General features: G+C 74.0%; 20 protein-coding genes and 1 pseudogene. 10 read left to right on the forward strand and 11 right to left on the reverse strand.

The annotated features are described in order from the left end of the window. Positions 1 to 23: 23 nt before the first annotated feature. From RIU97_RS01575 to RIU97_RS01585, 3 genes are read right to left on the reverse strand one after another with little or no spacing between them, the layout of a single operon-like run. Positions 24 to 2,114 carry a xanthine dehydrogenase family protein molybdopterin-binding subunit gene (locus RIU97_RS01575; RefSeq protein WP_404952908.1) on the reverse strand — a complete coding sequence of 697 codons (2,091 nt, stop codon included), beginning with the start codon at positions 2,112 to 2,114 and terminating at the stop codon, positions 24 to 26. Positions 2,115 to 2,151: 37 nt separating this feature from the next. After that, positions 2,152 to 3,159 (reverse strand): FAD binding domain-containing protein, encoded by a 1,008-nt coding sequence (locus tag RIU97_RS01580; protein ID WP_404952910.1) that lies wholly within the window; start codon positions 3,157 to 3,159, stop codon positions 2,152 to 2,154. Further along, entirely contained in the window at positions 3,156 to 3,935 is a 780-nt protein-coding gene (locus tag RIU97_RS01585; protein ID WP_404952911.1) for a (2Fe-2S)-binding protein, read from the reverse strand. The genes RIU97_RS01580 and RIU97_RS01585 overlap by 4 nt, the downstream gene beginning before the upstream one ends. Before the next feature lie 99 nt (positions 3,936 to 4,034). On the opposite strand from RIU97_RS01585, the gene RIU97_RS01590 reads away from it, so the two are divergent. Then, the gene (locus RIU97_RS01590; RefSeq protein WP_404952912.1) at positions 4,035 to 4,223 is read left to right on the forward strand and encodes a DUF6381 family protein; all 189 of its coding nucleotides are present in this window, start codon (positions 4,035 to 4,037) and stop codon (positions 4,221 to 4,223) included. Between the two features lie 220 nt (positions 4,224 to 4,443). Then, on the forward strand, positions 4,444 to 5,268 hold the full coding sequence (locus RIU97_RS01595) for a DUF1206 domain-containing protein (protein WP_404952913.1): 825 nt from the start codon (positions 4,444 to 4,446) through the stop codon (positions 5,266 to 5,268). A 21-nt stretch (positions 5,269 to 5,289) separates the two neighbouring features. Here RIU97_RS01595 and RIU97_RS01600 read toward each other — a convergent pair whose 3' ends face one another. After that, the gene (locus tag RIU97_RS01600) at positions 5,290 to 6,648 is read right to left on the reverse strand and encodes a M64 family metallopeptidase (protein ID WP_404952914.1); all 1,359 of its coding nucleotides are present in this window, start codon (positions 6,646 to 6,648) and stop codon (positions 5,290 to 5,292) included. Positions 6,649 to 6,786: 138 nt separating this feature from the next. On the opposite strand from RIU97_RS01600, the gene RIU97_RS01605 reads away from it, so the two are divergent. Then, the gene (locus RIU97_RS01605; protein ID WP_404952915.1) at positions 6,787 to 8,166 is read left to right on the forward strand and encodes a tetratricopeptide repeat protein; all 1,380 of its coding nucleotides are present in this window, start codon (positions 6,787 to 6,789) and stop codon (positions 8,164 to 8,166) included. On the opposite strand, the gene RIU97_RS01610 is transcribed toward RIU97_RS01605, so the two are convergent. The 4 genes from RIU97_RS01610 to RIU97_RS01625 all read right to left on the reverse strand — a co-directional run bounded on the left by RIU97_RS01610 (position 8,129) and on the right by RIU97_RS01625 (position 10,962). Further along, entirely contained in the window at positions 8,129 to 9,652 is a 1,524-nt protein-coding gene (locus tag RIU97_RS01610) for an MFS transporter (RefSeq protein ID WP_404952916.1), read from the reverse strand. The two genes, RIU97_RS01605 and RIU97_RS01610, sit on opposite strands and share 38 nt — an antisense overlap. 47 nt (positions 9,653 to 9,699) lie before the next feature. Further along, positions 9,700 to 10,281, reverse strand: a complete 582-nt coding sequence (locus RIU97_RS01615) for a TetR/AcrR family transcriptional regulator (protein WP_404952917.1) — start codon at positions 10,279 to 10,281, stop codon at positions 9,700 to 9,702. A gap of 226 nt (positions 10,282 to 10,507) precedes the next feature. Further along, positions 10,508 to 10,813, reverse strand: coding sequence for a 30S ribosomal protein S14 (gene rpsN / locus RIU97_RS01620; protein WP_404952918.1), 306 nt, complete (start codon positions 10,811 to 10,813; stop codon positions 10,508 to 10,510). Further along, positions 10,813 to 10,962, reverse strand: a complete 150-nt coding sequence (locus tag RIU97_RS01625; protein WP_404952919.1) for a hypothetical protein — start codon at positions 10,960 to 10,962, stop codon at positions 10,813 to 10,815. The genes rpsN and RIU97_RS01625 overlap by 1 nt, the downstream gene beginning before the upstream one ends. A 17-nt stretch (positions 10,963 to 10,979) precedes the next feature. On the opposite strand from RIU97_RS01625, the gene rpmG reads away from it, so the two are divergent. The 4 genes from rpmG to rpsR are packed head-to-tail and all read left to right on the forward strand — an operon-like array spanning position 10,980 to position 12,854. Further along, the gene (gene rpmG, locus RIU97_RS01630) at positions 10,980 to 11,144 is read left to right on the forward strand and encodes a 50S ribosomal protein L33 (RefSeq protein ID WP_404952920.1); all 165 of its coding nucleotides are present in this window, start codon (positions 10,980 to 10,982) and stop codon (positions 11,142 to 11,144) included. 30 nt (positions 11,145 to 11,174) lie between these two features. Then, a complete protein-coding gene (locus RIU97_RS01635) occupies positions 11,175 to 11,423 on the forward strand; it encodes a type B 50S ribosomal protein L31 (RefSeq protein WP_404952921.1) in 249 nt (82 codons plus the stop codon). Next, a complete protein-coding gene (locus RIU97_RS01640) occupies positions 11,420 to 12,562 on the forward strand; it encodes a CobW family GTP-binding protein (RefSeq protein WP_404952922.1) in 1,143 nt (380 codons plus the stop codon). The genes RIU97_RS01635 and RIU97_RS01640 overlap by 4 nt, the downstream gene beginning before the upstream one ends. 55 nt (positions 12,563 to 12,617) lie before the next feature. Next, a complete protein-coding gene (gene rpsR / locus RIU97_RS01645; RefSeq protein ID WP_404952923.1) occupies positions 12,618 to 12,854 on the forward strand; it encodes a 30S ribosomal protein S18 in 237 nt (78 codons plus the stop codon). 64 nt (positions 12,855 to 12,918) lie between these two features. Here rpsR and RIU97_RS01650 read toward each other — a convergent pair whose 3' ends face one another. After that, positions 12,919 to 13,158 (reverse strand): DUF6158 family protein, encoded by a 240-nt coding sequence (locus tag RIU97_RS01650; protein ID WP_404952925.1) that lies wholly within the window; start codon positions 13,156 to 13,158, stop codon positions 12,919 to 12,921. Positions 13,159 to 13,316: 158 nt separating this feature from the next. Here RIU97_RS01650 and RIU97_RS01655 point away from each other — a divergent pair, with 158 nt between their 5' ends. Next, on the forward strand, positions 13,317 to 13,967 hold the full coding sequence (locus RIU97_RS01655; protein ID WP_404952926.1) for a TetR/AcrR family transcriptional regulator: 651 nt from the start codon (positions 13,317 to 13,319) through the stop codon (positions 13,965 to 13,967). A 38-nt stretch (positions 13,968 to 14,005) separates the two neighbouring features. Beyond that, positions 14,006 to 15,268 (forward strand): annotated as a pseudogene (locus RIU97_RS01660) (MFS transporter); the annotation flags it as partial. Here RIU97_RS01660 and RIU97_RS01665 read toward each other — a convergent pair. Beyond that, positions 15,230 to 16,138, reverse strand: coding sequence for a LysR substrate-binding domain-containing protein (locus RIU97_RS01665; RefSeq protein ID WP_404952927.1), 909 nt, complete (start codon positions 16,136 to 16,138; stop codon positions 15,230 to 15,232). The pseudogene RIU97_RS01660 and the gene RIU97_RS01665 overlap by 39 nt on opposite strands. A gap of 183 nt (positions 16,139 to 16,321) precedes the next feature. Between RIU97_RS01665 and RIU97_RS01670 the strand changes: the two genes are divergently transcribed. Continuing rightward, positions 16,322 to 16,852: a DUF6817 domain-containing protein gene (locus RIU97_RS01670; protein ID WP_404962723.1), complete on the forward strand. Its 531-nt coding sequence runs from the start codon at positions 16,322 to 16,324 to the stop codon at positions 16,850 to 16,852. Between the two features lie 5 nt (positions 16,853 to 16,857). Here the strand turns inward: RIU97_RS01670 and RIU97_RS01675 are convergent, their stop codons facing one another. Next, entirely contained in the window at positions 16,858 to 20,115 is a 3,258-nt protein-coding gene (locus RIU97_RS01675) for a TIM-barrel domain-containing protein (protein ID WP_404952928.1), read from the reverse strand. Between the last annotated feature and the right edge of the window lie 14 nt (positions 20,116 to 20,129).

Consider the following 20,129-nt stretch of genomic DNA (forward strand, 5'->3'; position numbering starts at 1 on the left):
CCGGTCCACTCCGGTCTGGGCTGTCAGCCGAGTGCGGCCAGTACCCGGTCCGGGGTGAGGGGGAGTTCGCGCAGCCGGCGCCCGGTGGCGTGGCGGACGGCGTTGCCGATCGCGGCGGCGACCCCGACGATGCCGATCTCGCCGATGCCCTTGCCGCCCACCGGGGTGAGGTGGGCGTCGTCCTCGTCGATCCAGTGCGCCTCGACGGCGCGGACGTCGGCGTTCGCGGGCACGTGGTAGGCGGCCAGGTCGCTCTCAACGAAGTCGCCGTGGGCCGGGTCGACGGAGCTGTGCTCGGTCAGGGCCATGCCGAGGCCCATGACCATGCCGCCGATGAACTGCGACCGGGCCGTCGTCGGGTTGAGGATGCGCCCGGCCGCGTACACGCCGAGCAGGCGGCGTACGCGCACCTCGCCGGTGACCGTGTCGACCTGCACCTCGGCGAAGTGCGCGCCGAATGCGTGGCGGGCGTACGGGGGTTTCTGCCGGACCGACGCCGTGGTGTCGGCGAACGCGGACAGCCCTTCGGGCGGCAGCGGCCCCCGGTGCCGGGCCAGGGCCGCGGCCAGGGCGGTGCAGGCGTCGTGCACGGCCCAGCCCCAGGAGGCGGTTCCGGCGGAACCCCCGGCGAGCGAGGCCGCGGGCAGGCCCGTGTGGCCGATGGCCGCCGTTACGGACGCCAGCGGCACGCCGAGGGCGTCGGCGGCCACCTGCGCGAGGACGGTCCGGGCGCCGGTCCCGAGGTCGGTGGCGTCGATCTCGACGAGGTAGGTTCCGTCGGGCCGGGCACTGGCCCGGGCGGTGGAGGGGGCGATCCACACGGGGTAGGTGGCGGCGGCCACGCCCGCGCCGACCAGCAGCGGCCCCTCGGCGCGCGGCGTGCGCGCGGCGGCCCACCCGAACCGGTCCGCGCCCTCCCTCAGGCATGCGACGAGGTTCCTGCTGCTGAAGGGCCGGCCGCTGTCGGGTTCGTTCGTGGGCTCGTTGCGGATCCGCAGCTCTACGGGGTCCATGCCGAGCGCGTCGGCCAGTTCGTCCATGGCCGATTCCAGGGCGTACATGCCGGGGGTCTCCCCCGGGGCGCGCATCCAGGACGGGGTGGGCACGTCGAGGGCGACGACGCGGTGGGTGGTGCGGATGTCCGGAACGGCGTACATGACCCGGGCGGGTACGGCGGCCTGTTCGACGAACTCCCGTACGCGGGAGGTCTGGGTGGTGACGGTGTGCGTGAGGGCGGTGAGGGTGCCGTCGCGGCGGGCACCGAGCGCGATCCGGTGCAGGGTCGGCGACCGGTATCCGACGGTGGCGGCCAACTGGCGGCGCGGCAGGGCGAGTTTGACGGGACGCCCGGTGTGCAGGGCGGCCATGACCGCCAGGACCACGTGGGGGCGCGGGGTGCCCTTGCATCCGAAGCCGCCCCCGATGTGCTCGGAGACCACGTGGACGTGGTCCTCGGGCAGGCCGAACAGCGTGGCCAGCGTCCTGCCGACCAGGTCGGCCCCCTGGCTGGAGTCGTACACGGTCAGCCGCCGGGGCCCGGCGTCCCAGACGGCGGTGGCGGCGTGCGGCTCCATGGGGTGGTTGTGCAGGGGTGGCACGCTGTAGGTGCAGTCGATCCGGACGGGCGCGGCGGCGAGCGCCGCGTCGGGGTCGCCCTGTTCCCGCTCGGCGGGATAGCCGCCGTTGACCTCCTCGGGCACGTACGCGCCGGGGTGGTCCTCGCGGAGATCGACGTCGTGCGGTTCGGGCGCGTAGTGGATCCGTACCGCCTCGGCGGCGGCGCGCGCGCCCTCCGGGGTGTCGGCGACGGCCAGGGCCACGTACCAGCCGCGGTGCGGGACGGCGGTGTCCTGGAGCACCCGCAGGGTGGGGTCGTCCGCCGGGCCCAGGCGGGGTGCGTCGTACGGGGTGAGGACGGCGAGGACGCCGGGCAGTTCGAGCGCGGCGGCGACGTCCACGGCGGTGACCCGCCCGCGCGCGACGGTGGCGGGCACGGGCCAGGCGTGTGCGCAGCCGGGCGGGGTGTGGTCGGCGGCGTAGCGCGCGGCGCCCGTGAGCTTGTCCGGGCCCTCGGCGCGGACGGTGGGCGTACCGAGTGCGGTGTGCGCGGGCATGGCCGGCTCCTCTTCGGGGTGCGGCTGTGGGGTGTGGCTACGGGCTGCGGCGGGCGCGTGCGTGGAGGGTGCCGAGCGCGTCGCAGGCGAGGTTGCGGGCGAGCACGACCTTGTGGACGTTGTCGCGCGAGGGCCGGGCCCCGGCCAGCTCCGCCTCGGCCGCCTGCCGGAAGGCGTCGGTGGTCGGCTCGGCCCCGGTCAGCGCCCGTTCGGCCGTGGTGGCCCGCCAGGGCCGGTGGGCGAGCCCCCCGAAGGCGAGGGCGACCCGCCGGATGCGGCCCGTGTCGTCGTCGAGGTCGAGGACCGCGGCGACGGAGGCCAGCGCGAAGGCGTACGAGGCCCGGTCGCGCGCCTTGCGGTACAGCGAGACGGCGCCGGGGGCGGCGGCGGGCACGAGCACCGCGGTGACGATCTCCCCGTCGCGCAGGACGGTGTCCTGCTCGGGGCGGTCTCCGGGGAGGCGGTGGAAATCGGTGGCCGCCACGGTCCGGGTGGCGCCCCCGGCTCCGTACAGTTCGATGCCGGCGTCGAGCGCGGCGAGGGCCACGGCCAGGTCCGAGGGGTGGGTGGCGATGCAGTGGGCGGACTGGCCGAGCACGGCGTGGTCGCGGCGGATGCCGTCCCGGGCGGCGCAGCCGGTGCCCGGCTCGCGCTTGTTGCAGGCCTTGGAGACGTCCTGGAAGTAGGTGCACCGGGTGCGCTGCAGCAGGTTTCCGCCGGTGGTGGCGATGTTGCGCAGCTGCGCCGACGCCCCGGCGAGCAGGGCCTGGGCGAGGGCCGGGTACCGGGCGCGTACGAGGGGGTGCGCTGCCACGTCGCTGTTGCGGGCCGTGGCTCCGATGCGCAGGGCGCCCCCGGGCAGTTCCTCGATGGCGTGCAGCGGGAGGCGGGAGATGTCGATGAGGGTGGCGGGGGTCTCGACGCCGAGTTTCATCAGGTCGACGAGGTTGGTGCCGCCGCCGAGGTAGCGGGAGCCGGGGTGGGCCGCGTGGGCCTCGGTGGCCTCCTGGAGGCTGGCGGCCCGGACGTAGCCGAAGGGCTTCACGCGATCACTCCCGCGGCGCCGGCCCCGCCTGCCGTGGCCGCCGCGCCCTTCGCGCCCGTCGCGTCCGTCACGCCCTTCGCGCCCGTCACGCCCGCCGCGCCCGTCGCGTCCGCCCCGCCGGCCGCGTCCGTCACGGCCTGGACGATGGCCGGGTAGGCACCGCACCGGCAGAGGTTGCCGCTGAGCCGTTCCCGGATCTCCTCCGCGGTCAGGGTCACGGGGCCCGGCGCGGCCAGGGCCTCGGCCGGGGTCGCGGCGGAGGGGTGGCCGGCCTCGGCCTCCGCGAGGGCTCCGGCGGCGGAGCAGAGCTGGCCGGGTGTGCAGAAGCCGCACTGGAGGGCGTCCCGCGCGAGGAAGGCCCGCTGGAGCGGGTGCGGGCCGCCGCCCGGCACGGTGGCGGCGAGGCCCTCCACCGTGGTGACCTCCGCGCCGTCCTGCGCGACGGCGAGCAGCAGGCAGCTGTAGGCCCGGCGCCCGTCGAGGAGCACGGTGCAGGCGCCGCACTGGCCGTGGTCGCAGCCCTTCTTCGCCCCGGTGAGGTCCAGTTCCTCCCGGAGGGTGTCGAGGAGGGTGGCGCGGTGGTCGGGCCGCAGGGCGCGGTCCGTGCCGTTGACGCGCAACGTGATCGGGGTGCGGGTGGCGGGGGCGGCGTGCTGCGCCGGGTCGGTTCGGCTCACGACCACAGGTTCGCCGAATGTCGGCGGTCCGGCATCCGTGGAGGGCCGTTCGCGCGCGGCCGACCGCGGGCAGCCGTTCGCGCGCGGCCGGGGGGCCATGGGTTGTGGATCACGCTCGGTGACGCTTCGAGATGCGGGCGCGCGGCAGTGCTGGTTCGCTGAATCCGCCCGCTCTCCCCACTGATCCAAGGAGCGATCATGAGTGTTTCAGGCGAATCCCGCGGACGGTCCCAGCAGATGCGCGCCAAGGCCAAGGAGCTGGACGACGCGGCCGAGCGTTCGACCGACCCGGATGAGCGCCAGCGGCTGAAGGAGAAGGCCCGCCGCCTCCATGAGCAGAGCGAGCAGGAGGGCCGGATGGACGACCGCGGTATGGACCCCATGTAGCCCTGAGCCCGCGCCCCGCGCCTGTCCCCCGCACCCCGGCCGGTGGCCGCCGCGATCCGTCGCGCGGCCGCCGGCCGGTGCGTTCCCGTCGCGCGGTGGCTCGGCCGCCCGCATGGAGGGGTGGCGCGCGGGTAGCCGCACGGAGAGATGTCCGGCACGCCGTCCGGCGCGTACGCGTCCGCGAGCCGCGCCGGACCGAGCGGAAGGGGGGCTGATCCCCATGGTCGGCCGAGCGGCGAGAGAGGGCGCCCGGACCGGGTCCCGGGGCGGTACGGGCCGGGAGGTGGTCGCCCGGTGCGGCCTGGTCGCACGCGGCGTGCTGTACGTGCTGATCGGCGTGCTCGCGATCCGTGTGGCGTTCGGCGCGGGCGGCCAGGAGGCGGACCGTTCGGGCGCACTCCAGGAGCTAGCGGAGAAGCCGCTCGGCGGTTTCCTCGTGTGGGCGGTCGGCATCGGCTTCGTGTGCATGATGCTGTGGCGGCTGTCGGAGGCGGTGTTCGGCGCCGCCGGTCCCGACGGCGACAAGGCCTCCAAGCGGCTGGCGGCGGCGGCCCGGACCGTGTTCTACGGGGTCGTCGCGTTCTCGGTGCTGTCCTTCGCGGCGGGCTCCGGCGGCGGGCGCTCCAGCGACGAGCAGTCGCGCGACGTGACGTCGAAGGTGATGGACCTGCCGGGCGGCCCGTGGTGGGTGGGGGCGGCCGGGGCGGCCATCGCCGTCGGCGGCATCGTGATCGCCGTACAGGCGGCCCGGCGCTCGTTCCGCAAGCAGCTGGCGATGGACCGCATGCCCGACGGCGCCCGCAAGGCGGTCGAGTTCCTCGGCGTCACCGGCGGCATGGCCCGCGGCGCGCTCTTCGCGGCGGCCGGGGCCTTCATCGTCTACGCGGCGGTGCGCTACGACCCCTCGCAGGCGAAGGGCGTCGACGACACCCTCCGGGCCTTCGCCCAGACCCCGGCGGGACCATGGCTCCTCGTGCTGATCGCCGCCGGGCTCGTGCTGTTCGGGCTGTTCTCCTGGGCGCTGGCCTGCTGGCGCCGGGTGTGAGGGTGACGGGTGGGATGCCCCTCAGAGCCTGACCGTCCAGGTGGCCGTGGACCGCAGCGTACGGGCGATCTTCGGGTCGCGGACCGAGGGCGTACGGTCCTCGGCCGTGACCGACAGCCGGTGCGTCCGGAGGTCGAACAGCCACAGCTCCGCCACCGCCACCTCGGTGCGGCCCTCGAAGCGCTTCAGCTCCCGGCCGTCGAGGTACCAGCGGACCACCAGCTGCCGGCCGTCCGCCCCGTTCAGCCGCGGTACGGCCGCCTTCGCCGTGTGCCGCATCCGCAGGGTGCGGTCCGTCGGTGTGAGCGGGGTGACGACCCGCGCGTGCTGGTAGAACCCGGCGATCATGGACTCCACGCCGGGCAGGTTGAAGGGCTTGCCCAGGACCCGCATGAGCGAGTTGTCGGTGGGCCGGTTGAGTCCGGTCACGAAGTAGTTGCCGCCCTCGTAGGCGCCGACCGTGCCTCCGTCGGGTGACTGCTCGCCGAGCCAGCGGTACCACTTGGCCCGCTGCGCGGTCATCCCATCGGTGGTCAGGGCGGTGCTGTTGGATTCGGCGGGCTCTGGGCCGGTGTACTTCTCGTAGTCCGGGACGCCCGGGTAGAAGTACTCGTCGGCGAGCTTGCCCAGCGAGTGGCCGGTCTCGTGGATGGCGACCTGGCCGGACTTCGGATGGCCCGCCGAGGCCGTGGAGATCCCCTCGTAGCCGAGGGTGGCGCTGGGCTCGTTGTAGCCGGCCCCGCCGTACTTGGCGCTGTTGGCCAGGACGACGACCAGGTCGGCCGCGGGTGCCTTCGCCACGTACGCGTCGACCTTGGGCTGGTCGATGCAGAGCAGCCGCTCGATGCCCTCGCACCAGAAGTACGAGCCGAGGGCGGTGTCGCGGACGGTGGCGGCGTCGGGGTCGCCGGAGACGCCGGATTCTACGGAGACCGCGTCGACCGTCCAGACGTTGAAGAGGTTCCGGTACGTGGTGTACGGCTCGACGGCCGTCACCTCGGCCCACTTCTGCTCGGCGTCGGCGTGGAAGCGCGCCAGCTCGGCGGCGGTGTAGCCGTCACCGATGACCACGACGTCGAGCCGGTCGGCGGTAGAGCCGTTGTCGATCAGCTTGGTGACCGCGCCGTCCGCCTCCCGCTGCGCCGGGGAGAGCCGGCCCGCGCTCTTCGCGGGGCTGCCCGCGACCGGCACCCGGGCGTGGCCGGATCCGGCGTCGCCGCCCTGCTCGGGTCCCGGTATCTCCACCTCCACCCGGCTCTTGGCGGCCGGCGGGTCGGCCGCGTCCGCGGGCCCGGCGGCCACCAGCGCTGCGGTCGCGCAGACCGTCGCGACGGCCGCGCGCAGCGCCGTGCGGACGGCCGGACGTCTGACTCGAACCATGAAGTCCTCCCCCGGAAACGGAAGTTAAGCACTCTGATAAATCTGGTGAAGTGATTGCTTAAACTAGGTGGCGCGCGAGAGGTGCGCAATGCCTGCTCCCCCTGAATACTGGGGAGTTCGAGCAACAAGGGGGACTTCATGGACGAACCGGCTCTGATCGGCCGCAGGGTTCAGCGCATGCGCGGTGAACTCGGTCTGACCCAGCGGCAGTTGGCGGATACCGCGTACACCTCGGCCTATATCTCCACCCTGGAGTCGGGCAAGGTCCGCCCCTCCGAGACCGCGCTGCGCTTCCTCGCCGCGCGCCTGGGCACCTCGTACGAGGAGCTGACCACCGGCCGTCCCGCCCACCTGGCCACCGAGCTGAGGCTCGCCCTCACCGACGCGCAGCAGACGCTCGCCACGGGCGAAGCCGCCGAGGCCGCCGTGCGCTACCGGCACCTGCTCACCGAGGCCGAGGACCTCGGGCTCGTCCCCGAGCAGGCGGAGGCCCGGCTCGGGCTCGGCGAATGCGCCCTGGAGGCCGGTGAGCTGCCGGACGCGATCGCCCACTTCGAGACGGCCGAACGCCTGCTGGCCGACCAGCCGCTGACCCGCCGCGCCCGGCCGATCCGCGGCCGCGCCGTGGCGCACCTGCTCGCGGGCGAGCTGCGCTACGCCTGCTACCTCCTCGAGTCCACCATCGACGAGCTGGGCGCGAGCGGACTGTCCGATCCGGACGCACTGGTGCTGCTCCACGCCGCGGTGATCGGGCCGTACATCGACATGGGGGCCCATGCCCGCGCCGCCCACGCCGCCGAGCTCGCGCTCGCACTGGCTCCGCAGGTCAACGATCCGGCGCTGGTGGCGGGGATGCACCGGCAGGTGGCCCGGACCCTCCTCGCCGAGGGGCGGGTGGCCGACGCCGACGCCTCCCTCGCCAAGGCCCAGGCGATCTACGGGCAGTTGCGGCTGCGGACGGATCTGGCGCACTGCCACTGGATGCGCGGCTACGTACAGGCCCAGAACGGGGAGCTCGCCTCGGCGGAGCGGGAGCTGCGCACGGCCCGGGACATGCTGTCGGCCCGGCGCGCGGGCCTCTACACGGCCCAGGTGGAGGTCGAACTGGCCGACGTACTGCGGCAGCTCGGCCGGTACGAGGAAGCGGCCGGGCTGCTCTCCGCGCTGCTGGACCTGGGGGACCGCCACGGCGCCGTGCACGCGGGCGGCGCGCACCGGCTCCTCGGCCTGATGGCCGAGGAGCGCGGTGACACCGAGTCCGCCGAGGAGCACTACGTGCAGGCGCTGGCGCTGCTGGAGCGCAGCGGGGCGACGGGCGACCTCGCCGATCTGTGCCGGCTGCTGGGCGACCTGATGCGGCGTACGGGCCGGGTGGAGGCGGCGATGGACGCCTACCGCACGGGGCTGGGCCACCGGGCGGCGCCGGGCACCACCACCCTGGGCCCGGCGCCTGCCGCGCCCGCGTTCCGGCCCGCCCGGCTCAGTGGTTCTCGGTGGGCCGCAGGTCGCGCGGAATGAGCGCCCAGGTCGTGGCCGCCGCGACGACCGCGAGGCCGCCGGCCAGGAGGAACGCCGGGGTGATCGCCAGGGTGTAGGCCTGCGAGGCGGTGTCGAGCAGGGTCTGGCCGACGGTGCCGCCCAGCCGTTCGGCGGTGTGCGCGGCCTCGCCGACGGAGTCCCGTACGGCGGCGGCGGTGGGGCCGTCCAGGTCGAGGGCGGGCAGGTTGTCCCGGTAGAGCACCGCCGCGGTGGAGCCGAGGACGGCGACGCCCATGGCCGAGCCGAGCTCGTAGCAGGTCTCCTCGATGGCGGCGGCGCTGGAGACCTCGGCCGCGGGTGCGGCGGAGACCAGGGTCACCGAGGCCACGGTGGTCGCGAGGCCGGCGCCTGCGCCCATCACGGTCAGGGCGGCCGCGAAGGCCGGGTAGCCCAGGTCGGTGAACTGCTGGAGGGTCCAGGGCAGGGCCATGCCGAGGGCCAGGACGACCAGCCCGGCACCCAGCACGTGGCGGATCGCGAAGCGCTGCATCAGCGAGGGGGCCACCATCGAGGCGACGATGAGCGCGAGCGGGGCGGGCAGCAGGCGCACTCCGGCCTGCAGCGGGGTGTAGCCCTCGCCGTACTGGAACCACTGGGTGACCAGGAACAGGATCGCGCCCATGCCCACCATGGGCAGGAAGATCGCGGTGGCCGCGACGCTGAAGGCGGGCTTGGCGAACAGCCGGACCTGCAGCAGCGGGTTGTCCAGGCGCAGCTGGCGGCGCACGAAGACGGTCAGAGTGACGGCGGCGACGAGGAGCAGGGCCCAGGGCAGCGGGTCGGCGACCCCGCTCTTGCCGAGCTGCTTGATGCCCCCGGCCAGGGAGAGCATGCCGACGACCGACTGGCCCACGCCCCACCAGTCCCAGGTGCCGGTGCCGCGCGGGGAACGCGATTCGGGCAGGTAGCGCAGGCCGGCCGCGACGATGACGGCGGCGACGGGGAGGTTCAGGAGGAAGGCGGAGTGCCAGCCGTGGTCCTGGACGAGGAGCCCGCCGACCACCGGTCCGAAGGCCATGCCGCCACCGAAGACGGCCGCCCAGACGGCGAACGCGAAGGCGCGCTCCTTGGCGTCGGTGAAGACGGTGCGCAGGATCGACACGGTGGACGGCATGATGGCCGCGCCACCGATGCCGAGCAGGGCGCGGGCGGCTATGACGTGCCAGGCCTCGGTGGAGAACACGGCTATGAGCGAGGCCAGCGAGAAGATGCCGAAGCCCGCCATGAGCAGCCGCTTGCGCCCCCAGCGGTCGCCGAGCGCGCCCGCGGTGACCAGCAGGCCGGACAGGGCGAGCGCGTAGACGTCGATGATCCACAACTGCTGCACGGCGCCGGGCTGGAGGTCGCCGACGAGCGAGGGGAAAGCCACGTTGAGGATCGTGGTGTCCATGGAGATGAGCAGGAGGCTGCCGGAGAGGATCGCCAGGACGATCCACCTGCGGGGGTCCAGCGCGGGGGTGTGCATCGGGTTCCGTTCAGGGTGGTTCAGGAGTGCGCGCGGTGGCGCGCGGGTCAGGGTGCGGGGTCGCCGGCGGGGGGCTGCGCGGCCGGCCGCGTCCCGCTGAGGAAGGACGTGAGGACCAGGTGTCCGATCTGACGGGGGGCGAGGTGGCCGTCGCGCACGCCCTCGGCGGCCGCGTCGAGCAGACCCCAGAGCGAGTACCAGATCCAGTACGGCGGCAGGTCGGCGCGCAGCCGCCCCAGCCGCTGGCCGAGGGCGAGGAAGGCCAGGGCCCGCCGGTCCTGCCGGTCCACGCCGGCCCGGAACTCCGGGTCCGCGAGCACGGTGGCGTCGCGCGAGGTGAAGCCGTAGAGGTGCGCGGCGGGCATCAGGGCGAGGACCAGCTCCTCGAGCGCGGCGTCGAAGGCGGGCCCGTCGGCGCTCTCGGCCAGGTCGAGCGGGGCCAGGCACCCGTCGACCACCTCGATCGCGCGGACCGCGACGGCCTTCAGCAGGGCCTCTCGGGTCGCATAGCGACGGCTGAGCGTGGCGCGGCTGGTCCCGATGCCGGCGGCGATCTGCACCATCGAGGCGCTGTGATCGCCGGCGAGGACGCGGGCCGCGCCGTCCAGCAGTTCTTCTTCGTGCACCATCGTGAGCCTCCTTCGCCTCGAACGATACAAGATTGTCTCATTCAAGGCAAAGATGACTCGCCGCGCGCGGCGCTAAGCTCGCGCCGGGGATGGGTCTCCATCTTCGGCACGCACGTGTTCGCCGGCTTCGACTGGCTGCTCTTCTACCCGCGGCCCGTAGGCCGTGGACGAACGAGGCCGGCCCGCACCCCCTCGAAGGGTGCGGGCCGGTCCCGTCGCCGGGCCGTCACCAGGACGACTTGGTGACCCCCGGCAGGAATCCCGCGTGCGCCTGCTCGCGCATGCGTACGCGGGACAGGCCGAACCTGCGCAGGTGCCCGCGCGGCCGCCCGTCCACGCTGTCGCGATTGCGCACCCGGGTGGCGCTCGCGTCGCGCGGCTGACGCCGCAACTCCGCACGCGCGGAGGCGCGTTCGGCCTCGGTCGAGGAGGGCCGCCACAGGACCTCCTTCAGCTGCGCCCGCCGGGCCGCGTACCGCTCGACGACCGCCTTGCGCCTCTCGTTCCGCGCGATCTTGCTCTTCTTCGCCATCAGGCCTTCTCCCCGCTCACGCCGACCCGGGCCACCGCGCCCTCGGCATCCGCGACGCCCATGACATCGATGACCTTGATCGCGTTCGCCCTGAGCGTGAGCCGCACGTGGCGCCCCTCGTCGAGGACTTTATTGATAATGGAAACCATTGCCATATACTAGCCGCATGGCACGCAACGAAGTACGCCCGATCGTCAAACTCCGCTCCACCGCGGGAAGCGGCTACACGTACGTCACCCGCAAGAACCGGCGCAACGACCCCGACCGCTTGGTGCTGCGCAAATTCGACCCGACGGTCCGCCGGCACGTCGACTTCCGCGAAGAGCGCTGACCCCACCCCCTGAGCCCTCGGAGAGCACCCGTGAAGCCTGGAATCCACCCCGCCTACGGCCCCGTCGTCTTCCGCGACAAGGCCGCCGACTTCGCCTTCCTGACCCGGTCGACCGCCACCAGCGACAAGACGGTCGAGTGGGAGGACGGCAACGCCTACCCCGTCATCGACGTCGAGATCTCCTCGCAGAGCCACCCCTTCTACACCGGCACCGCCCGCGTCCTGGACACCGCCGGCCGCGTCGAGCGCTTCCAGCGCCGGTACGGGAGCAAGCCGTGACCCTGCCCGTCGTCATCGTCGGCGGGCTCCACACGGACGCCCGCCGGAGCGCGGTGCGGGAACTGCTCACCACCGTGCCCGGCAGTGTCTCCTTGCACCACGACCTGGCCACGGCGGCCGGGGGCACCGTACGGCGCCTGGTGCGCGACGCCTCGGGCGAGCTGTCCCGGGGCGAGGCCCCGCTCGTCAACGGCTGCGCGTGCTGCGCCCTGCGCGAGGACCTCGTCCCGGAACTGCGGCGGCTGGCCGCGGACGGGCGGACCCGGCTCGCCGTCGTCGAGCTGTGGGACTCCGTCGAGCCCCGCGCGATGGCCGAGGTCGTCGCCGCGCACGGCGGCGGGGCACTGGAGCTGACCAACGTGATCACCGCCGTCGAGCCCGCCCTCGTCCTGCCGTACCTCGCCAACGGGGACGACCTGACGGAGGCGGGGCTCGCCTCGGCGGCGACCGACCAGCGGACCGTCGGGGACACCTGGGCCCGGCAGCTGGAGTACGCGCCCGTCCTCGCGCTCGTCGACGGTGCGGACGCGGACGACGAGGACCGCGCCCTGCTCGCCCAGCTCCACCCCACCGCCCGCCGGGTGGAGACCGGGTCCGGTGAGCTGGCGCGGCTCGCCTTCGCCGGATTCGACACCGAGGCGGCGGCCGCCGCCCAGCATCCGGCCTGCGCACTGCTTCCCCAGGAGGCGGACGAGGCCGGAGTGGCCACCCTGGTCTGGCACCGCCACCGCCCCTTCCACCCGGAGCGGCTCTACGAGGCTCTGGAGGACCTCGCCTGTGCGGCCGCGCGCAGCCGCGGCCGCTTCTGGCTCGCCGACCGGCCCGACACCCTGCTGGCCTGGGAGGCCGCGGCTGGCGCGCTCTGCGTGGAGAACACGGGTCCGTGGCTGGCCTCGCTGCCGGACGCCGCCTGGGAGATGGTGCCTCCGGTGCGCAGGGCGGCCGCCGCCCTGGGCTGGCATCCCGAGCACGGCGACTGCTGCCAGCACCTGGTCTTCACCTCACCCGGCCTCGACCGGGAAGGGCTGGCGCGGCTCCTCGACTCGTGCCTGCTGACCGACGCCGAATACACCGCCGGGCGGGAGGCGTGGAAGCGCCTGCCGACCGCCTTCGGCGCGCTGCTCGACCCCGTCTCGTAGAGCGTCACCGTCCCGCAAACGCGTACCGTCACCCGCCCCGCAAGAAGGAATCCGCATGGCCCGCCGCCTGGACCCCCGCAAGCCCGTCAAGGCCCGTCCCAATCCGCTGGACGCCGCCAAGATCACGCACATCGACTACAAGGACACCGACCTGCTGCGGAAGTTCGTCTCCGACCGCGGCAAGATCCGCAGCCGCCGCGTCACCCGGGTCAGCGCCCAGCAGCAGCGCCGGCTCGCCGCCGCGATCAAGAACGCCCGCGAGATGGCCCTGCTCCCCTACGCCGCGCGGTGAGCCGGACTCCGGCGGTCCGGCCCGTACGGGGCCGGCCGCCGGGTACCAGCCGGGCCCGCGACGACTACTCGCCCCCGCGGGCACGGGCTCCCGAGCGGGTGCGTCCCGGGGTCTGGGCCCGCTGCGGGTGGCGGCGTACGTACTCGTGTTCCAGCTCGTTCATCCGCTTCGTGTGGGTGACGAGCGCGTCGTCGGACCCGTGCAGCAGGGTCTCGTGGCGCGTGCGGTGGATCGCCTCCAGCTCTTTGAGCAGCCTGCCCTCCTCCAGCTTCCGCGCCGCCGGACCGCCGTCGTGCTCCGTCATGGCACGTGCACCTCCTCCGCCGGTCGGCTGGTTCACGCTCGGGCTTCACCCCCGGCCACTCCATCATCCTCCGCGCCGCGCCGTGCGTCCCCGTCAGCCGTCTCCGCCACGGCCAAAATTGGTAGACACTGTCTACTCCAGCTGGTAGACAAGGGCGCATGGACCAGGAGAGACCCCTTCGGGAACGGCTGATCGACGTAGGTGCGGAGCTCGTCACGAGCGAAGGAACCGGCGCACTGGGGCTGCGGGAGATCGCGCGCAGGGCAGGCGTCTCGCACGGCGCACCCCGCCGGTACTTCCCCACCCACCACTCCCTGCTGTCGGCGATCGCCCGGCGCGGGTTCGCGGATCTCGGCGCGCGGATCACGGCCGTGACCGCCGAAGCCGGCTCCGGCTCCAATGCCGACGCCGACGCCGACGCCGACGCCGACGCCGTGAAGTCCTCGGCCCGGGAGCAGGTTCGGGCGATCGGGTGCGCCTACGTCGGCTACGCGCTGGAGCGACCCGGGATGTTCGAGCTGATGTTCCGGCACGACCTGCTGGACAGCACGGACCAGGCTCCCTCGGACGAGCCCCGGCTGCGGGATGCGACCCTGCCGCTGTTCCACCTCCTCGTCGCGCTCGTCTCCCGTTGCGGAGCGGCCGAGCCCTCCGTCACCGCGGCCGCGCTGTGGGCCAACCTGCACGGCGTGGCGCAGTTGTGGCGCTGGGGCAGCCTGCCGCTGGTCCTCGGTGAGGACCGGGCCGCCGGCGTCGAGCGCATGGTCCGCGCCGCCGTCGACGCGCACCTCGGGGGTGCACCCGCGTGAGGCAGCGGATCTCACTCCTCGTCAGCGTGGCCGGCGCGATGATCGTCGCTCTCGACGGCACCGTGCTGACGGTGGCGCAGCCGAGCCTGGGGCGCGACCTCGGGGCGAGCGTGACGCAGGTCCAGTGGACCAGTACCGCCTACCTGCTCTCGGTGGCCGCGTTCCTGGTGGTCGCCGGGCGGCTCGGTGACCGGTACGGGCATGCCCGGCTGCTCTTCGTCGGCGTGCTCGGATTCGCCGCGGCCTCGGCCGGCATCGTCCTCGCGCCCGGCGTGGGCTGGGTGATCGGACTGCGCGCCGTGCAGGGCGTGTTCGGTGCGCTGCTCCAGCCCGCGACGCTGGCACTGTTGAGACTGGCCTATCCGCCCGACCGGCTCGCCACTCCGGTCGCCGTGCGGACCAGCGCGATCGGGGTGGCCGCGGCGGCCGGCCCGCTGCTGGGGGGCCTGCTGGTCGCCCATTGGGACTGGCGGGCCGTGTTCGTGATCAATGTGCCCGTGGCCGTGGTGATCGCCGCGCTCACGCTCGCCGTACGGGCGCCCGCGCCGCCGCGTACGGAGACCGGACGGCTGGAGATGGCCGGTGCGGCCCTGCTGGCGACGGCCCTCGCGGTGTTCGTGCACGCGCTGGTCGGCGTACCGGCGTACGGATGGACCGGTACGCCGACCGTGCTCGGGTTCGGGGCGGCCGCCGTGCTCGCGGCCCTGTTCGTACGGCGCGAGCGGCGTTCCGAACTTCCCCTCGTACCGCGCGCCGTGGCCCGGACAAGGGCGGTGACGGCCTCGATGGCCCTGCTGCTGCTGGTCTCCGCGGGGATGTTCGGGGCCCTGTTCACGGCCACCTTCCGGCTCCAGGACGTCCAGGGGCTGGACCCGCTCGACACCGGGCTGCGGGTCCTGCCGCTGACCGCGCTGATGGTGGCGGGGGCGCCGGTGGCAGGGGCGGCGCTGCGCCGGTTCGGGCCGCGGCGGACCGCGCTCACGGGTACGGGGCTGGTGGTCGCCGGGATCGCGGGGCTGGGCTCCGCGTCGGGGGTGGCCTTCGCGGTGCTCGGCGCCGGGTTCACCACGGTCATGGTCACCGCCACCGGGGCGGTGGTCGGCGAAGCCCCGGCCGGGTACGCCGGGGTCGTCGGCGGGCTCAAGCAGACGGCCATGAACGTCGGCCCGGCCCTCGGGATCGCGGTGGCCGCGAGCGCCGGGGTGCAGGGCCCGTCGCTGCCGGCCCTGGCCGCGCTGGCCGCCGTGGGACTGGTCGCGGCGTCACTGCTGCCCGGCGGCGCGCGCCCGGCAGCTGCGGGCGACCTCGTCGGCGAAGACCAGGGCCGGCGGGGCGAGGGCGGCCCATCGGCGGACCGCCCAGCCGACGGCGAGGGGTGGCAGGGCGGGGATGGGCACGAGGCGCAGCGGGCCGTCGGAGCCGGGGACCTGCCAGCCGGGCAGCGCGGGCACGACGGCGTGCCCCAGGCCTAGTTCGGCGAGCAGCAGGGCGGTGTCCCAGTCGGCCACGCTGGTGTCGGAGCGTACGTGGATGCCCGACTCGGCGAAGGCGGCGTCGAGGTGGGCGCGGGAGGCGGAGTTCTCCGGAAGCCGGATGTGTCGGATGCCGGCGAGGTCGGCGGGATCGAGGCACGGGCGGGCGGCGAGGGGGTCGTCGGCGCCGACCGCGAGCACCCAGGGCAGTTCCATGACCGGGCGCTGTTCGATGCCGCGGACCGGTCGGCCGATGGTGATCCAGGCGAGGTCGAGGTCGTCGGCGGCGAGGGCGTCGAAGCAGCTGCGGCTGGAGTTCTCGGTCTGGAACTCCAGGCTCACCCCGGGGTGGAGGCGGCGGAAGGTGACGACGGCCTCGGACATGAAGTGCCGCACGGTCGTCGCGCCGGTGGTGACGCGCACCGAGCCGCCGCCGCCCCGTACGAGGTCGTCCACCCGGCGCAGGGCACCGTCGAGACCGGCGATGCCGTCCGCCGCGGCGGCCTGGAGGATCCGGCCCGCCTCGGTGGGGACGACACCGCGGGCGTGGCGCTCCAGGAGGCTCGCGCCGGTCTGCTTCTCCAGGCGGCGGACGTGCTGGCTGACGGCCGACTGGGTGCAGCCGAGGTCGCGGGCGACGCCGCTGAGGCTGCCGGCACGGCAGACGGCCACGAACACACGGAGATCGTCGAGGGTCATGAGACCCAAGGTATCGCTTGGATGTGGGGAGTAAATCGGAGGATTGACTTGGGGTTTCGGCTGGATCAAGATCGATGCAGGGCCCGGGCGGCAACCCGTCCCCGCCTTCGCCACGGGGTCCGGACCCCCGGCGAAAGGTGTGGACGGGTGCCGACCCACCACCACGACCCCGAGGGGGTACCGATGCCGGACCGCGCCGTCGTGTGGTTGCGGGAGCTCGGTGCGCAGGACCTCGCCCACCCGGGCGGGACCCTGCTCGCGCACCTGGAGCGCGTACGGGCGCTGCTCGCGTCCTGGGGCGCGCGGCCCGCCCTACAACGGGCGGGCCTGTGCCACGCCTTCTACGGTACGGACGGATTCCCCACCGCCCTGCTGCCGCTCGCCCGGCGGGCCGAACTGGCCGGGGTGATCGGCGAGGAGGCCGAGGGGATCGTGTACCTCTACGCCGCCTGCGACCGGCCGGCCTCGTATCCGACGCTCGCCCGCGAGGAGGCCGCCTTCCGGGACCGGTTCACCGGCCGCGTCCACTCCCCCGCCATGGAGTTGCGGCGGGACCTCGCCGAGCTGTCGGCGGCCAACGAGCTCGACCTGGCGCGTATCGATCCCGCCTTCCGTGAGGCGTGGGGAGCCGAACTCCTTTCGCTGTTCGGCCGGTTCCGGGGGCTGCTGAGCGAGCCGGCCTGGCGGGATTGCCAGGCCGTGCTCGGCGGCTGAGGGAATCAGGGGGTGAAGGTCCACCGCTGGGCCGGGGTGTCGTCGCAGGCGGCGCGGGTGAGAGGGGTGCCGTTGGCGGTGCCCGAGCCGGCCGGGGTGAGGCATCGGCCGGCGGTGCGCAGCGTGCTCTGAGGTCCGGCCTGCCAGATCTGGCCGGCGCTGCCGTCGCAGGTCCGGAGGGTGACGCGGGCGGCGTTCGCGCCGTCGAGGCAGACCCCCGTGAGGCCGGTGAGACGGCCGTCGCTCTGCAGGGTCCAGCGCTGGTTGGGGCCGCCGTGGCAGGTGTAGAGGGTGGGTTCGGTGCCCGGCGTGGTGGAGCTGTGCGGCAGGTCCAGACAGCTTGCGGAGGCCGCGTTGACGAGGGTGGCGTCCGCGGGGAGCGGGGCCGGGCGGCCGGTGAGGCTGATCTCGGCGGCGCTGGTCCAGGGGCCGCGCCCGCCGGCCTCGGTGAGGGCCTTGAGGCGGAGGTAGCGGCCGGTCTTCGGGGAGAGGGCGGCGGTCTTGGCGGCGGCGGTGTCGGGGAAGGTGCCGCTCGCGACCGGTGGCCCCCAGTCGGCTGTGGTGTCGGAGACGTAGACCTCGTAGCCGCCGATCCGGCCGTTGACGCCGCCGTCCTGGCGGGGCAGGTACCCGAGGCCGTCCACCGCGTAGCGGGCGCCGAGGTCGATCTGGATCTCGTGCGGCAGCGCGGCGGGCTTCGGGCCGGACCAGGCGGTGTGCCAGAGCGTGGCCGGGTTCCCGTCGAAGGCGCCCGCGGCGGCGCCGTTCTCCGCGCCGGTCTCCTGGCTGTCGGCGTAGGCCAGGGACCAGGCCGACCGGTCGATGGGGGCGGAGGAGGGCAGGGTCTCGGCCGCGGGGAGGCGGGTGCCGGTGGCCGAGACGCTGAAGGCGCCCGCCTTGGAGCCGGTCTTGATCCAGAGCACGCCGGAGCGGTCCGCCGGGTCAAAGAACCAGCCGGTCGCGGCGGAGTCGTAGGCGGCTTTGGAGGTCAGGCGCGCCACGGCGGCTCCGTCCACCGTGAGGGCCGTGGGCGCGGAAGCCACGTGGAGGGTGAACTCGTAGCCCCGGGAGGCCGGCTTGCCGGCGTAACTGCCGTTGGGGGCGCCGACGTTGACGGTGACCGTGCCGGAGCCGACCGTCGGGGCGCTGACGTCGACCTGCTGTCGGGCGTAGGCGCCGGACTGGTGGGCGCGGGTGCGGCCGTCGTCCTCGTAGAGGCTGAAGGAGGAGCTGCCGCGCGGGTGGATGTCGTAGGTGAGGGTGGAGACGGGCTTCTCCCCGGTGTGGTTCATCTTCGGCCACATCGGCACGATGCCGCCGCCCTTGACGAAGAGCGGGAGGGTGTCGAGCGGTGCCTGATAGCCGTTGAGGCGGCCCGGGCCCGCGTACGTCTTGCCCGTCCAGTAGTCCGTCCAGGTCCCGGCGGGGAGGTAGATGCCGTCCCGGACCGAGGTGTCGGAGACGACGGGCGCGACGAGGAGGGAGTCGCCGGCCATGAACTGGCCGCTGGTGGCGTTGCCGCGGGCCACCGGGTCGTCGGGGTACTCCAGGACCATGGCACGGGTGCTGGGCACGCCGCTCTCGTGGGCGACGCGGCTCATCGTGTAGAGGTACGGCATCAGCCGCATCTTGAGCTGCAGGTACTTGCGGTTGATGGAGAGGTAGGGCTCGGCGAAGCGCCAGGGCTGCTTGTCCTGGTAGCCGGCGGAGGGGTTGGCCGCGCCCCAGCCGGACATGGTCATGAAGGCCGGGGTGAAGGCCTTCCACTGGAGGTCGCGGGTGTACGTCTTGGGGCTGCCCCCGAAGATGCCGTCGACGTCGCCGGCGGCGTAGTTGAGGCCGGACAGGCCCGCTCCGGTGAGGGCGGGGACGTGCCAGCGCATGTCGTCCCAGGTGCCGTGGGTGTCGCCGGTCCAGACGACGGCGTTGCGCTGGGTGCCCGCCCAGCCGTCCACGGTCCAGACGTAGCGGCGGGCGTCGGAGTTCTTCTCGATCCCGTCCACGGCCTGCTGGACACCGTCGAAGGCGTACTTGTAGCCGCTGCCGATCCACGCCACGTCCGTCTTCACCCCGCGGCTGCCGGCCGTGCCCACCTCGTCGGCGATGGAGCCGAGACCGGTGGAGGTCCACAGGCCGGTCTGGAAGCCCTTGGCCTTCAGGGCGTCCACGGTGGACTTGAGGGGCGCGGTGTAGCCGCAGCCGTAGCCGTCGTTGGGCAGGAACCAGCCCGAGGGCATGTCGGCGGCGCGGGCGTCGGTCGCGTAGCCGACGACGTCGGGCGTGGTCTGGTGGCGCGGCCGGTCGTGGTCGCCCTGGTAGTCGGGGTTGGAGGCGTTGAAGCAGTCGGCGTTGCCGAGTTCGAAGCCCCACATCGGCGCCATGAAGGGCTTTCCGCTGACGTCGGTGTACGCGTCGAGCACCGATTTGAGCGAGTCTCCGGTGAAGTACCAGGCGTCGAAGCGCTTCTCGTCGTGGGTGAGGGTGGTGGGGGCGTTGAATCCGTAGGAGCCCGGGGCCCAGGTGTTGCGCATGACGCCGTAGCCGTTGGTGGACATGTAGAAGGGGGCGGGGCTGGCGTTGTCGTTCTCGCGCCACTTGTTGTCGACGGCGATCGGGACGGTCTTGCCGCGCAGTGCCCATTCGCCCAGGCGCAGGCCGGTGCCGTAGAACTGCTCGTCCGCGCCGCGGGCCAGGTACTGGGTGGTCTGGCTGCCCGTCCAACTGGTGGGCTGGGTCTCCTGCCAGACGGGGGTGGTGTTGTCGGCGCGGTAGACGGAGAACCGGAGGGGTGCCTTGTTGACGCGGATGGAGAGGGCTCCGGTGGTGATCCGGTAGTACGTGCCGGCGTCGGAGTAGGAGGTGGCCACGGAGCCGAAGTCGGTGGTGGTGGCGAGGTCGGAGCCGGCCGGGTCGTCGGTGAAGGTGCCGTCGGGCGAGAGCCAGAGGCGGAAGATGTCGGCGCGGGCGACGACCACGCGGGCCTTGGCTCCGCCGGAGGCCGTGACGGTGAAGGTGTTCCCGGACCGGGTGAAGCCGGTGACGTCGCCCGCGGTGGCCGTGGCCCCGGCGGGGGCCGCGGTGGCGGGCGGGGCGAGGGGGCCTGCGGCGGACAGGCCCGCGACGGTGAGGGCGGCGGCGAGCAGGGCGGCGCCCGGGGTGCGGCGGCTCCGCCGCCGGGCCGGGCGGGCCCGGGCCCCTAACCGGCGTTGCCCGTCGTTCCGGTCGTGTCGGCGCTGGCTCCTGCGGATGCTCGGCAGTCTCATGGGGCAGCTCCTCG

Source organism: Streptomyces sp. 147326 (genome assembly GCF_045000215.1).
Classification (GTDB): domain Bacteria; phylum Actinomycetota; class Actinomycetes; order Streptomycetales; family Streptomycetaceae; genus Streptomyces.

Bases quoted from the DNA above. Each gene is read 5' to 3' on its own strand.
- RIU97_RS01575 (WP_404952908.1), bottom strand. From the start codon at position 2,114: ATGCCCGCGCACACCGCACTCGGTACGCCCACCGTCCGCGCCGAGGGC.
- RIU97_RS01585 (WP_404952911.1), bottom strand. From the start codon at position 3,935: ATGGCCCCCCGGCCGCGCGCGAACGGCTGCCCGCGGTCGGCCGCGCGC.
- RIU97_RS01590 (WP_404952912.1), top strand. From the start codon at position 4,035: ATGAGTGTTTCAGGCGAATCCCGCGGACGGTCCCAGCAGATGCGCGCC.
- RIU97_RS01595 (WP_404952913.1), top strand. From the start codon at position 4,444: ATGGTCGGCCGAGCGGCGAGAGAGGGCGCCCGGACCGGGTCCCGGGGC.
- RIU97_RS01600 (WP_404952914.1), bottom strand. From the start codon at position 6,648: ATGGTTCGAGTCAGACGTCCGGCCGTCCGCACGGCGCTGCGCGCGGCC.
- RIU97_RS01605 (WP_404952915.1), top strand. From the start codon at position 6,787: ATGGACGAACCGGCTCTGATCGGCCGCAGGGTTCAGCGCATGCGCGGT.
- RIU97_RS01610 (WP_404952916.1), bottom strand. From the start codon at position 9,652: ATGCACACCCCCGCGCTGGACCCCCGCAGGTGGATCGTCCTGGCGATC.
- RIU97_RS01615 (WP_404952917.1), bottom strand. From the start codon at position 10,281: ATGGTGCACGAAGAAGAACTGCTGGACGGCGCGGCCCGCGTCCTCGCC.
- rpsN (WP_404952918.1), bottom strand. From the start codon at position 10,813: ATGGCGAAGAAGAGCAAGATCGCGCGGAACGAGAGGCGCAAGGCGGTC.
- RIU97_RS01625 (WP_404952919.1), bottom strand. From the start codon at position 10,962: ATGGTTTCCATTATCAATAAAGTCCTCGACGAGGGGCGCCACGTGCGG.
- rpmG (WP_404952920.1), top strand. From the start codon at position 10,980: ATGGCACGCAACGAAGTACGCCCGATCGTCAAACTCCGCTCCACCGCG.
- rpsR (WP_404952923.1), top strand. From the start codon at position 12,618: ATGGCCCGCCGCCTGGACCCCCGCAAGCCCGTCAAGGCCCGTCCCAAT.
- RIU97_RS01650 (WP_404952925.1), bottom strand. From the start codon at position 13,158: ATGACGGAGCACGACGGCGGTCCGGCGGCGCGGAAGCTGGAGGAGGGC.
- RIU97_RS01655 (WP_404952926.1), top strand. From the start codon at position 13,317: ATGGACCAGGAGAGACCCCTTCGGGAACGGCTGATCGACGTAGGTGCG.
- RIU97_RS01665 (WP_404952927.1), bottom strand. From the start codon at position 16,138: ATGACCCTCGACGATCTCCGTGTGTTCGTGGCCGTCTGCCGTGCCGGC.
- RIU97_RS01670 (WP_404962723.1), top strand. From the start codon at position 16,322: ATGCCGGACCGCGCCGTCGTGTGGTTGCGGGAGCTCGGTGCGCAGGAC.
- RIU97_RS01675 (WP_404952928.1), bottom strand. From the start codon at position 20,115: ATGAGACTGCCGAGCATCCGCAGGAGCCAGCGCCGACACGACCGGAAC.